We start from the raw sequence: 11,639 nt of genomic DNA on the forward strand, positions 1-11,639 counted from the left end.
GGCCGTGTTGACGACCGGCGACTACCGGCAAGCCCTCGAGCTCTCCCAGCACGCCCAGGAGATCGCCCCGGCCGGCGGCTCGGCCATCGTCCAGGCGACCGCCCAGGAAGGCCGGGCCTGGGCGCGGCTGGGCGACCAGGCCCACACGCGGCGGACCCTCGACAGGGTCGAGCGGCTCGCCGGTCAACGGTCGGCGCCGGACCATCCCGAGCACCACTATCAGTACGATCCAGCGAAGGCTCACGCCTACGCCGCGACGACACTCGCCTGGGCGGGTGACCCGGCCGCGGAGGCGGTTGCCCGGGACGTGATCGCGGAGCTCGAGGCGGAGGGCGCCCGTCCTCGTCGAGTCGCCTCCGCCGAGCTCGACCTCGGTCTGGCGTTGCTCGCGGACAGTCGACCGGATGAGGCCGCAGCGGCGGCGACCCGAGCGATCAGTTCCGGCCGGATCGTCCCGTCGAATTGGTGGAGGGCGGCCGAGGTCGTCGGCGGCGTCCAGCGGACCGGCATCGCGGAGGCGCGGGACCTTCGCGAGGTCGCAGAGGTACACCGGCCGGAGCTCACGGCGTAGGCCGCCGGCGTGTCCGCAACTGGCGGACAGGCGGACACCGTTAGCGGACATTGCGAACCTCACGCTGGCCGCACCAGACGGGCACGCTCCGGATATGCGTCTGATGCTCCCCTGGGGACCGAAAGCCCGGTACCGACGAGCGCTCGCCGCCGCCCATAAGTGGCAGGAGGAGGAGCGCCGGAACGCTCTCGCCCGCCTGCGACTCCAGGCGGCGGATGACGTGAGCGAGAGGGCCAGCGGCCGGGCGACCCGCACACGAAATCAGGAGCCGCGGACGGGGCCGGCGAGATGAGCGAGCATCGCCCGAAGCGGCCCTCCTGGGATTGCCTGGCGTGCACCAGGCCCTGGCCGTGCGACCCGGCGCGCGAGGAACTCGCGACCGAACTCGGCCGGACCTCACTGGCGATGTACCTCTTCGCCTACCTCAACGAAGCGGCCGGCGACATGCCTAGCGTGACTCCTGGTGAGCTCTATGAGCGTTTCTTGGCATGGACACGGACGCCGGGCTCCGGGAAGAGCGTCGGCCTGCCTGGATAACAAGGCAGGCGGGCGTGCGGCTTCTTGTGCGCCAGCGTCGCCAACGCCCGCTTCGAGGTGCACTCCCGTGGGCCGAACGTTGCACCATGCGAACCACCCGCTCACCGTTCCTGGGGCATCCCTGCCGGGACGCTTGTCCATTTCGCGAGCGTGACCGCGCAGAACCGAGGACGGAACGCGGCCGGGCTCCGATGCTGCTACGTCACCAGTTGAGCGACAAGGCCTCCAACGAGACCCGGCCAAATCTTGATCTGCCCAGCGGCACGCACGGCAGCACCTTCATCTAGCACTGAGCGAGCGATCCACTTGCATTTGCATTGCGAAAGTGCAAGCTTTCTGAGTAAGATCCTGTTCATGGCCCAAGACGTCATCTATGCCCGCGTGCCTCCAAGCCTCAAGAAGGCGACAGACGCGTACGCCGCTCACCACGGCGTGACCCTTACAGCGGCAGTGGCGGATCTCCTTGAGCGAGGTCTCGCAGCCGCCTCCGACAGCCGGTCCACTGATGAACTGGACGCCAGGCTGCGTGCGGCGGAAGCCCAGTTGGCGACACTGACCGCCTTCGCTGCGCGAGCGGATCATCGCGTCGGTGATTGCCCCAAGTGCAGCGAGGAGATCACCGGGCGAGACCTACTGGCGGTGGGAAGCTGCCCACATTGCAGTAGCCCCCTGTCCGAGCTCATCGTGCCCTCTAACCCCAATAACACACTCGACCAGCGTGAGGCGCTCATGCTCGTCGGCGCACTCGGAGCGGTTCTGGCCGTCGCATACCTCGCATCCAAGAAGTGATGCGTTCCAGAAGAGAGAAAGGAGGAGTGATGGAGGAAATGGGAAAGTTCATCGTGTTGGCAACAGTCGCGGGAGCCGCCATCGCGGCTGCGAAGAAGGCCGGCGCGCGGCTGGGCATCCCGGCCGCTGCTGTGCCGGTCATTGCTGGCGCGCTCTACCTCGCCGCACGCCGGCTGCGGTAGGGGTCGCGTAGCAGAAGGCCTGGTGTGGACCGAGATGGTAGCAACACCTCGGTCCACACCAGGCTTTTCACAACCTTACCTAGGTCAGCTGCGCCTGGCCCAGGACCGTCGGCCGCTACGGGAGGACTCGGTGACCTCTTGCGCACGAGAGCAGTAGGCGGCGTCGGCATGTTTGAACGCCGTGTCAGCAGAGCTGGCGACTTTGCTCCACCCGGTTCCCGCATCGTGATCTCCCGAACTCGAACGCGCGCACCAGGTCGATGTGTGCCGAACGTTGCACCATACGAACCGCTCCTGCTTTGTCGCCGGTGGCGTGCTACCAGGTTTTTGACATGCTCAAACGTGAAGCGCGGGTGACAAGGCTGCTCTCGGTCCGAGGATATGTGGAGAGCGGTCAGGTCTGCGACGCGCCGTTGGATGATGGAGGTTTTGCTCGCCTCCAGCGGAGACTCGGGGGTGTGGTGCCCATCTGTGACTGACAAGAGGAAGTTGTCATACCCCCTGGGATGCTCTACAGCATGTCGCTTCGCATAGATGGCAGTTGGACCGGCTGGTCGGGTGACACCGTAGTCCAGCTCACGAATGGCTGGCTCGGTTTGGCGCCAAGAGGAATACCACTACGAGTACCACTATGCCTACCGGCCTGAGGTGACGATCTCCAGCGGGAAGATGATGGTCAAGGGGATGCGAAAGGCGATCCGGGTCCGCCGACTCGCTTAGAGTAGCTATCAAGTTTCCCGAACCTAGGAAACGGATCACGGCACCGTAAGCTCGGTAGTCGTTGGCTGGCTAACAGTGTGCGCCGAGGTGCCCTGTTAGCCAGATACCGCTGAAGCGATCTTGTCGACCAGTTCGGCGGCCTCGACGCGGGCTTGATCGCTGACGCCAACGACGGCACCGGCAGCGATCGGAGCTAGATAGTGACGGATGGCAGCGACCGAGCGGCGGAGCCGCCCTTGGTTGGGTTGATCACGGACGACTTCGGCTGCTACCTCATCGGCCGCGTCTATGACGTCCTGTCGATCTGTATCGGACAATCCCAGCATCGGCAAGGAGCGGATGAGGTCCGCTAGCGCTTCCGCCAAAGGCTCGAAACCTGGCGTGGTCGGGCTGCTGTCCTGCTTTTGGGAGAAGTTGCTGCTGTTCCAAGCCATCTGTGCGTTCGGGGCGTCTCCCTGGATGTAGGGACCGTGGTAGGTGTGTTGAGGTCCTGAGCCACGTTGGTCACGGAGAAAGACGGAGACATCGCCGCTCGATTCAGTCACGCAGTCGATCCCTTTGTGAGTAATTTCAGCACGAACTGGGCCGCGCATTTCGGCCACGGCAACGCCCGCAATAAGGCTCTTGTGTGTCAGATATTCGGCAGCGAGCTGAATCTCCATGTCGGTAAACTTAGTGCCCTCATAAAATGCATCAATAGTGTCGGCGAACTCCCCGGTGACCGGTAGGTGGACGCCGTCGAGCTGCTGCCTGTAGAACCAGCGGAGCAGTTCGGTCCTACACGCTGCGGACCGCTGGGCCGGGTCGCTGCGGCGCCGCTTCCGATCAAGGACCCGTTCTAGGCCGGCGGGAGTCATTCGAAGCCGAGGGTCAGACAGGCTGGACGTGCTTAGTGCAAGGCCGGCGTCGGTGCACGCCCATGCGATGGTGTAAGCCCCCTGTATGTCCAAGCCAAGGATCGCCGCATATGGAGCAATCGGAACGCTCGCAGACGTGCCGCCGCCCGACTCGTCGTAGACGAACTCCAGCACTCGGTCTAGGTGGGACAGAGGTTCACTCATTTGATCTTTCCTCGCCTTCTCGGGTGGCGAGGGCCATGATACGACTCAAGGTTTGTGCAACTTGATTTAGCTCAGGCATCAAATCGCGACCGACAGATTGTGGATCTTGACTGCATTGCCGCGTCCGCTCCGCCTAGCTCCCTGTGCGCACCGCTGACAGTCGACCCGCACCGTGATCAAATACTTGAATTGCTAATGACTCTGGCGCGCGCGACGCTCGGCACATAGCTGCGCCGTCCTTTAGTTGGACTTCTTTGCGAAGGCAGTCATGACTTCTTGCGTAAATCGTGCTCCCTTCAGTCGGTCGCGTGTAGGAAGCCGGCCACCGGAAAGCTGCAGTATCTTGTCGGCCGATGATCGAAGAATTTTATGTAATTGTTTCCCTTTAGTGCGTCTACAAGATTTTGCTTTGGGCGTCGATCGTGCGCGCATTCAATTTGGCTGACAACCCACCCCACAACCGACACGACGAAAGGAGGCGGGCCAAATGCGCACCCGCTATTTGGCGACAGCGATCAAGCACCTTGTGGGGGTCCATGGGCAGCAGCCCGCATGGCAACCTAGATGCCGAACATGACGACCGCCGGACAACGCCGATACGCGGACGAGCCGCGATCACCCACATCACCGTCGCCGCATCGAGACGGTCACCATGACCGCCGCCGAGTACACCGACGCCGTCGAAGCCCTCGCCGTACTCATCGCCCGCTACGAACGACACCACCAGGAACATCCCGGCACCGCCGCATGACAGGGCCGGTGGCGACTCGACTCACGTCGCCACCGGCCACCTCACCCGAAGGATTTGCTCACATGACAGCGACCACCCCCAGAGCACGACGCCGCCGGCCCCGCACCGGACTCGCCGAGACGTCGACGCGCAACCGCCGGGTCGTCGTCCACGTGCGCGGATCCACCGACGACGAGCACCAGCCGTTCTCCATCGACGCCCAGATCACGGATCACCGACGACGACCAAATCATCCCGGTCTTCCGAGTGCCCGAACCCGATGAGGCGGTTCGCGCAATGCCTGGCTTGGTGGGCGGAATGAGACTCGATCCGGTGCCTGCGACTCGCCGCGAGCCCGAACGCCCACGCCGGGCGGGGTGACCACGAGGTGCACGATTGCCTCACGGTCCAGCGATGGTCACCCCGTTTCCGCCCGTCAAAGCGCAACCACACTCAGGGGCGATCGGTGAGGTAGCCGCCCATCGTCGTGAAATAGTCCTGGGCGGCGTGCTCGACACCGTCCGACGTGCGTACCCGGGTGACCAGCAGGGCGCGGTTCCGGCCGCGGCGGGCGTCGGCGCCGGCCACGATCGCGACGCCGTCGCCCTCGCGGTAGAAGATGCGGCCCGGCGTCCCGCCGTAGACGTTCCGGGACACCTCGGCGGCCAGGATCGCCAGGCGCTCGCCTCGGTGGTAGGTGTACGCCGGGGGATAAGGATCACACTGCGCCCGCACCAAGCGGTCGAGGTCCTCGGCGGGCCAGTCCCAGTTGATGCGGCAGTCCTCGTCGGCTCGCTTGTGGAAGAAGCTCGCCTTCGAACGGTCCTGCGGGGTCCAGTCGGTCCGGCCCGAGGCGATCAGCGCCAGCCCGTCCACCGTGATCGGGCCGAACAGGTCCAGCGTCTTGTGGAACAGGTCGGCCGTCGTGTCGCGCGGCCCCACCGGCACGGCACGCTGCAGGACGATGTCGCCGGCGTCCAGCGTGTCGTCCATCATGTGGGCGGTTACGCCCACCTCTTTCTCGTCGTTGAGCAAAGCCCAGATCAACGGCGAGAAGCCCGCGTACGCCGGCAGCAGTGAGTCGTGCACGTTCAGCGTGCCGTGACGAGGCAGTTCGAAGATGCGCGGCGGGATCCACGTGCGCCAGTTGGTCGCCACGATCACGTCGGGGGCGGCCTGCTGCAGCGCCTCGAAGAGTTCGTCGTCGTCGGGGCGGTTGCGGAGCAGGACCGGCACGTCGTGTTTCTCGGCCAGGTCGGCCACCGAGTCGTCCCAGATCTTCTCGTACGCGTGGTCGCTCTTGGGGTGGGTGACGACGAGGTTGACCTCGTGTTCGGAGTCGAGCAGCGCCTGCAGGGTGCGATGCCCCCAGGTCTGATATCCGAACATTGTGACCCGCATGGGCGATGTCCTCCTCCGACGGCGGTCCAGCATGGACCGGCGAGCGACCGGTGTTCACGATCGATGAGGATCGTACTATAGTTAGCCTTGCCTAACTTGCGACGCAGGGTGTCGACAGCGGCACACGCAGTCGTTTCCGTAACCCGGGCGTCGCCCGGCCCACGCGATGGGACAGGTATGTCAGAGGCGATTCTCGACCTTGTCGGTGTCGGGTTCGGTCCATCCAATCTGGCGTTGGCGATCGCGATCGCCGAGCACAACGCGGACCTCCAGCGCAAGCCCGTCTCGGCGGCCTTCGTGGAGCGTCAACCGCGGTTCGGCTGGCACCGGGGGATGCTGCTCGAGGACGCGACCATGCAGGTCTCGTTCCTCAAGGATCTGGTCACGCTGCGAAACCCGAAGAGCGACTTCAGCTTCCTGTGCTATCTGCAGAGCCGGGACCGGCTGATCGACTTCATCAACCAGAAGAACTTCTTCCCGACCCGGATGGAGTTCCACGACTACCTGCAATGGGCGGCCGAGCTGGTCGAGGGCGACGTCTCGTACGGGCGTGAGGTGGTCGCGATCCGTCCGGTGCTGAACGGTGGCGAGGTCGCCTGCTTCGACGTGGTGGCGGCCGATGTGACCGGCGACGCCGAGCCGCTCGTGCTGCGGGCCCGCAATCTCGTGCTGGGCACCGGTCTGGTGCCCCGTCTGCCCGAGGGTGTCGTGGCCGACGATCGCATCTGGCACACCCGTGATCTGCTGCCCAATGCCGAACTGCTCAAGGACAAGAACCCGTACGCGGAACGCTTTGTGGTTGTCGGCGCCGGGCAGAGCGCGGCCGAGGCCGTCGACTACCTGCACCGGGAGTTTCCCGAGGCCGAGGTCAACGCGGTGTTCACCCGTTACGGCTACAGCCCGGCCGACGACAGCGCGTTCGCCAACCGGATCTTCGACCCGGCCGCGGTGGACGACTACTTCGTGGCGCCGTCGCAGGTCAAGCAGATGATGCTGGACTACCACGGCAACACCAACTACTCGGTGGTCGACCAGGACCTGATCGAGGACCTGTCGCGCCGCGTCTATCGCGAGAAGGTCCGCGGCGTGCAGCGGCTGCGGCTGCTCAACGTGTCGCGGGTGACCGAGGCCGTCCGGGAGGGCGATCGCGTCCGTACGGTCGTCGAGTCGATGATCACCGGGGCGCGCACCGAACTGGAGGCCGACGCCGTCGTCTTCGCCACCGGCTACAACGTTCCCGATCCGTCGGGGCTGCTGGGCGACCTGGCCGCGGAATGCCGGCGCGACGAGACCGGGCAGGTCGCCGTCTCCCGTGACTACCGGCTCGACACCAGCGCGCGGATCACGGCCGGCATCTATCTGCAGGGCGGCACCGAGCACACCCACGGCATCTCGTCGTCGCTGCTGTCGAACACGTCGATCCGCTCGGCCGAGATCCTCGACTCGATCGTGCAGCACACCGACCCGATCCAGATCGCGACCCGCCGCCAGGTGCCGCGGGTGCGCGCCAACGTCTAAGCCACGTGGTGGCGGCCGGTCGGGATGATCAGCGGGGTGCCGCTGATCGGATCGACCGTCACCTGACAGCCCACGTCGAACACGTCGGCCACCACCTCGGGCGTGATGACGGCGGCCGGGTCGCCCTGCGCGACGATCCGGCCCGCCTTCATCGCCACCAGGTGATCGGCGTAGCGGCCGGCCTGGTTGAGGTCGTGCAGCACCATCACCACGGTCCGGCCGTCGCGCCGGTTGAGGTCGACCACCAGGTCGAGCACGTCGATCTGGTGGGACAGGTCGAGGAACGTCGTCGGCTCGTCCAGCAGCAGCACCGGCGTCTCCTGGGCCACCGCCATGGCGATCCAGGCCCGCTGCCGCTGACCGCCGGAGAGTTCGTCGACCGGCCGGTCCTTCAGATCCGTCATGTTCGTCGCGGCCAGTGCCGACGTCACCGCCGCCTCGTCGGCCTGCGACCACTGCTGCCACCACGTCTGGTGCGGTGAGCGGCCCCGGCTGACCAGGTCGACCACGGTCAGCCCGGCCGGGGTCACCGGCGACTGGGGCAGGATGCCGACCTGACGCGCGACCTGACGGGTCGGCATCGAGTGGATCGCCTTGCCGTCCAGCTGGACGCTGCCCGCGGCCGGCGGCATGAGCCGGGCCAGCGCGCGCAGCAGCGTCGACTTGCCACAGGCGTTGGCCCCCACGATGACCGTGATCCGGCCGGTCGGCAGGTCGAGGTCGAGGTCGTCGACCACGGTCCGGCCGGGGTAGGCCAGCCGCAGCTTCTCGGCCCGGAGTTCGGGTCGGTGCGTGGTCATCTCAGCCTCCGGAGCCGGCTCGGTTGGCCCGCGCGAGCAGCCACAGCAGGAATGCCGCTCCCAGCGCGCCGGTGACGACGCCGACCGGCAGGTCGGCGTCGGGAATCAGGTAGCGGGCGATAAGGTCGCTCACCAGCACCATGAACGCCCCGGTGAGGGCCGAGGTGACCGGCGGCGGGGTGGCGTGCCCGGCCAGCCGCTGGGCCACCTGGGGGGCGGCCAGGGCGACGAACAGCACCGGGCCGGCCGCCGCGGTGGCGAACGCGACCAGCCCGACCCCGGCCAGCAGCAGGCCGAACCGGGCCCGCTGCACCGGCGTACCGAGGCCGCGGGCCACGTCGTCGCCGAGCGCCAGGGTGCGGCTCCACCGGCTCAGCAGCAGGGTCAGGGGGAGCAGCAGGCCGACCGCCAGGGCCAGCGGTCCCACCGTCTCCCAGCCCCGGCCGTTGATGCTGCCGACCAGCCACCCGAACGCCTCCTGGGCCTCGTGCAGTTTGGCGTGGGTCAGCAGGTAGTCGGTGGCGCTGGTGCACATCCAGGAGACGCCGATGCCGACCAGCACGATGCGGTAGCCGCTGGCCCCACGCCGCCAGGCCAGCAGGTAGATGAGGACGGCGGTGGCGAGCGCGCCGAGTACGCCGAGGGTGGCGCTACCGCCGGCGCCGAGCACGATGCCGGCCACGACGGCGGTGGTCGCCCCGGCGTTGATGCCGATCATGTCGGGGCTGGCCAGGGGGTTGCGGGTGATCGTCTGGAAGATGGCGCCGGAGACCGCGAACGCCGCCCCGACCAGCAGGCCGGTCAGCGCCCGGGGGAGCCGTAGCTCGCGGACGATGAAGCCGGAGCCGGCCACGTCGGCGCCGAACAGGGTGCGGACGACGTCGGGCAGGCTCACCGGATAGTCGCCGAGCGCCAGGTTGACGCACAGCACGGCGAATGTGCCCACCGCCAACGCGAGGCAGACGACGACCGTACGGGGAGAAACGACGCCGGAGACGGAGGGAACGGCGAGCCGGAAAGCGCCGGGGCGAAGGGTTGTCATCAGAGTTCCACCGTCCGGCTGCGGCGGACCAGGGCGATGAAGAACGGCCCGCCGAGGAAGGCGACCACGATGCCGGCCTGCACCTCTTCGGGGCGGGTGACGACGCGGCCGAGGATGTCGGCGACCAGCAGCAGGCAGGGCGCGAGCAGGGCGGTGGCCGGGAGCAGCCACCGGTGGTCGGGCCCGGTGATCAGCCGGGCCACGTGTGGCACGACGAGCCCGATGAAGACGATCGGTCCGGCGATGGCGACCGCCGTCCCGGCCAGCAGGGTGATCGCCAGCACGGCCTGGAGCCGGATCAGGCCGATCCGGCGGCCCAGGGCGATCGCGGTGTCCTCGCCCAGGGCCAGGCTGTTCAGCGCGGGCCCGGCCATCAGGGCGAGGGCGGCCCCGACGACCAGAAACGGGGCCATCCGCCACAGCAGGGCCGGGTCGGCGCCGGTGAGCGAGCCGGCCGACCAGAACCGGAACCGGTTCAACGCCTCGGGGTGCCGCAGCACGATGGCGCTGGTGCACGAGCCGAGCAGGAAGGTGAGCGCGATGCCGGCCAGCGCGATCTTGACCGGGGTGGCGCCGCCCTGGCCCAGGCTGCCCAGCACCTGGACCGCCACCGCACCGGCCAGGGCTCCGGCCAGCGCGAACCAGACGTAGCCGGAGGCCGCGGTCACGCCCAGCCCGGCCACCGCGACGACGATCGCGAAGGACGCGCCGGCGCTGACCCCGAGCAGGCCCGGGTCGGCCAGGGGGTTGCGGGTCAGGCCCTGCATCAGGGCGCCGGCCAGGCCGAGGGCGAGCCCGACGAGGACGGCGCAGACCGTACGGGGGAGTCGTACGCCCCACACGATCGCGTCGACCTGGGGGTTCGCCACCTGGGCGGCCGTCCGGTCGAAGACGGCCCGCCAGACCTCGTCGAGCGGGATCGCCTTGCTGCCGGCGGCGAGCGAGACGACGCACAGAACGACGAGGAGCGCGGCCGCGGTGATCAAGAGCACCACCCGGGCCGGGATCGCTCGGACCGCGGTCGTTTGCGCCGCTGGCGCACTCATTCGGCCTCCACCGTGGACATGGCCGCTATGCTAAGGGTTGCCTAACCCTTACCGAGCGACGAGGGTGTCTTGTGACTTAGGTTAGGCAAACCTTACGATGGCGAGCGTCCATGTCTCCATGTCGGAGGGAATCCGTTGCTCACGTCGTCGAGATCCACTGTGCGTCCGGCTGTCGCCCGCCGGATGACTGCCGTGCTCGCCGCGGCTGTTCTGGCACTCAGCGGCTGCGGGGGCTCCGAGGATGCCGCTTCCGAGGCGCCCGCGAGTGCCGCCGCCGGCTCGGCCTTCCCGGTCAGCGTCGACCACAAGTACGGCACCACCGAGATCAAGGCCGCGCCCGAACGGGTCGTCACTCTCGGGCTCAGTGACCAGGACCCGGTACTCGCTCTGGGCGTGGTGCCGGTCGGTTCGATCGACTGGTTCCTCGAGCGTCCGTACGGGAAATGGCCCTGGGCGCAGCCCCTGTGGGCGGGTAAGGCCCCCGAGATCGTGGGCGAGCGGGACGACTTCAACCTGGAGAAGATCGCCGCCCTCAAGCCCGACCTGATCCTGGCGCTCTACTCCGGCATGAGCAAGGACCAGTACACCAAGCTCTCGCAGATCGCCCCGACCGTCGGTCAGCCCAAGGGCTTCGCCGACTACGCCGCGCCGTGGCAGGACATGACCCGCCTGGCCGGTAAGGCCCTGGGGCAGGACGCCAAGGCCGAGGAGCTGATCACCGGCATCGACGCCAAACTGGCCGAGATGGCCAAGGCCAACCCGTCGTTCGCGGGGAAGTCGGTGGCCGTGGTCGAGCCGTACGAGCCGGGCAAGTACGCGGTCTTCGCGCCCAGCGACCCGAAGGTCGTGCTGCTGACCAAGCTCGGGTTCGAAACGCCGAAGAGCATCGTGGACGCGGCCGGTGACGAGTACGCGGCCGAGATCGGCTCCGAGCAGCTGTCCCTCGTCGACGTGGACAAGCTGGTGTTCCTCACCGCCGACGCGAGCACCCAGAAGACCGTCGAGGCCGACAAGGTCTACCAGACGCTCAAGGTGGCGCAGGCGAAGCAGGCGGTCTTCCTCCCGTACGAGGAACCGCCGCTGGGCGCCGCACTCTCGTTCAGCACCGTCCTGAGCATCCCGTACGCGCTCGACCAGATGGTGCCGTTGCTCGCCAAGTAAGACCGCCTTTCCCAAAACACCGACGTCACCTTCGAGGGGCGGTACTTCGCTGTGCCCGAAATCGCGCGAGCCGACGCTGTC

10 protein-coding genes and 1 pseudogene are annotated in these 11,639 nt (G+C 67.4%); 5 read left to right on the forward strand and 6 right to left on the reverse strand.

What is annotated here, in order from left to right:
• The 3 genes and pseudogenes from KOI35_RS08690 to KOI35_RS08700 form a co-directional block, all read left to right on the forward strand.
• A pseudogene (locus KOI35_RS08690) lies at positions 1-571 on the forward strand (transcriptional regulator); the annotation flags it as partial.
• 891 nt (positions 572-1,462) lie between these two features.
• Complete coding sequence (locus tag KOI35_RS08695) at positions 1,463-1,897, forward strand: hypothetical protein (protein ID WP_215785571.1); 435 nt, start codon at positions 1,463-1,465, stop codon at positions 1,895-1,897.
• Between the two features lie 29 nt (positions 1,898-1,926).
• The gene (locus KOI35_RS08700; protein ID WP_215785572.1) at positions 1,927-2,079 is read left to right on the forward strand and encodes a hypothetical protein; all 153 of its coding nucleotides are present in this window, start codon (positions 1,927-1,929) and stop codon (positions 2,077-2,079) included.
• An 815-nt stretch (positions 2,080-2,894) separates the two neighbouring features.
• Here the strand turns inward: KOI35_RS08700 and KOI35_RS08705 are convergent.
• From KOI35_RS08705 to KOI35_RS08715, 3 genes are all read right to left on the reverse strand, one after another.
• On the reverse strand, positions 2,895-3,830 hold the full coding sequence (locus tag KOI35_RS08705; RefSeq protein ID WP_308120870.1) for a hypothetical protein: 936 nt from the start codon (positions 3,828-3,830) through the stop codon (positions 2,895-2,897).
• A gap of 424 nt (positions 3,831-4,254) precedes the next feature.
• Positions 4,255-4,593 carry a hypothetical protein gene (locus tag KOI35_RS08710; RefSeq protein WP_215785574.1) on the reverse strand — a complete coding sequence of 113 codons (339 nt, stop codon included), beginning with the start codon at positions 4,591-4,593 and terminating at the stop codon, positions 4,255-4,257.
• Between the two features lie 450 nt (positions 4,594-5,043).
• Entirely contained in the window at positions 5,044-5,991 is a 948-nt protein-coding gene (locus KOI35_RS08715) for a methionyl-tRNA formyltransferase (RefSeq protein ID WP_215785575.1), read from the reverse strand.
• A gap of 177 nt (positions 5,992-6,168) precedes the next feature.
• On the opposite strand from KOI35_RS08715, the gene KOI35_RS08720 reads away from it, so the two are divergent.
• Positions 6,169-7,509, forward strand: a complete 1,341-nt coding sequence (locus KOI35_RS08720) for a lysine N(6)-hydroxylase/L-ornithine N(5)-oxygenase family protein (protein WP_215785576.1) — start codon at positions 6,169-6,171, stop codon at positions 7,507-7,509.
• Here the strand turns inward: KOI35_RS08720 and KOI35_RS08725 are convergent.
• Genes KOI35_RS08725 through KOI35_RS08735 form a run of 3 tightly spaced genes read right to left on the reverse strand, consistent with a single transcriptional unit; the run spans position 7,506 to position 10,397 of the window.
• Positions 7,506-8,309: an ABC transporter ATP-binding protein gene (locus tag KOI35_RS08725; protein WP_215785577.1), complete on the reverse strand. Its 804-nt coding sequence runs from the start codon at positions 8,307-8,309 to the stop codon at positions 7,506-7,508. The genes KOI35_RS08720 and KOI35_RS08725 overlap by 4 nt on opposite strands.
• Before the next feature lies 1 nt (position 8,310).
• Complete coding sequence (locus KOI35_RS08730; protein WP_215785578.1) at positions 8,311-9,351, reverse strand: FecCD family ABC transporter permease; 1,041 nt, start codon at positions 9,349-9,351, stop codon at positions 8,311-8,313.
• Entirely contained in the window at positions 9,351-10,397 is a 1,047-nt protein-coding gene (locus KOI35_RS08735; protein WP_215785579.1) for a FecCD family ABC transporter permease, read from the reverse strand. The genes KOI35_RS08730 and KOI35_RS08735 overlap by 1 nt, the downstream gene beginning before the upstream one ends.
• A gap of 183 nt (positions 10,398-10,580) precedes the next feature.
• Here KOI35_RS08735 and KOI35_RS08740 point away from each other — a divergent pair, with 183 nt between their 5' ends.
• The gene (locus KOI35_RS08740; RefSeq protein ID WP_215785580.1) at positions 10,581-11,558 is read left to right on the forward strand and encodes an iron-siderophore ABC transporter substrate-binding protein; all 978 of its coding nucleotides are present in this window, start codon (positions 10,581-10,583) and stop codon (positions 11,556-11,558) included.
• The last annotated feature ends 81 nt before the right edge of the window (positions 11,559-11,639 follow it).

This window comes from Paractinoplanes bogorensis (assembly GCF_018829635.1).
In the GTDB taxonomy this organism is placed as follows: domain Bacteria; phylum Actinomycetota; class Actinomycetes; order Mycobacteriales; family Micromonosporaceae; genus Actinoplanes; species Actinoplanes bogorensis.

Coding starts and splice junctions, on each gene's coding strand:
- KOI35_RS08695 (WP_215785571.1), top strand. CDS start 1,463: ATGGCCCAAGACGTCATCTATGCCCGCGTGCCTCCAAGCCTCAAGAAG.
- KOI35_RS08700 (WP_215785572.1), top strand. CDS start 1,927: ATGGAGGAAATGGGAAAGTTCATCGTGTTGGCAACAGTCGCGGGAGCC.
- KOI35_RS08710 (WP_215785574.1), bottom strand. CDS start 4,593: ATGTTCCTGGTGGTGTCGTTCGTAGCGGGCGATGAGTACGGCGAGGGC.
- KOI35_RS08715 (WP_215785575.1), bottom strand. CDS start 5,991: ATGCGGGTCACAATGTTCGGATATCAGACCTGGGGGCATCGCACCCTG.
- KOI35_RS08720 (WP_215785576.1), top strand. CDS start 6,169: ATGTCAGAGGCGATTCTCGACCTTGTCGGTGTCGGGTTCGGTCCATCC.
- KOI35_RS08725 (WP_215785577.1), bottom strand. CDS start 8,309: ATGACCACGCACCGACCCGAACTCCGGGCCGAGAAGCTGCGGCTGGCC.
- KOI35_RS08730 (WP_215785578.1), bottom strand. CDS start 9,351: ATGACAACCCTTCGCCCCGGCGCTTTCCGGCTCGCCGTTCCCTCCGTC.
- KOI35_RS08735 (WP_215785579.1), bottom strand. CDS start 10,397: ATGAGTGCGCCAGCGGCGCAAACGACCGCGGTCCGAGCGATCCCGGCC.
- KOI35_RS08740 (WP_215785580.1), top strand. CDS start 10,581: ATGACTGCCGTGCTCGCCGCGGCTGTTCTGGCACTCAGCGGCTGCGGG.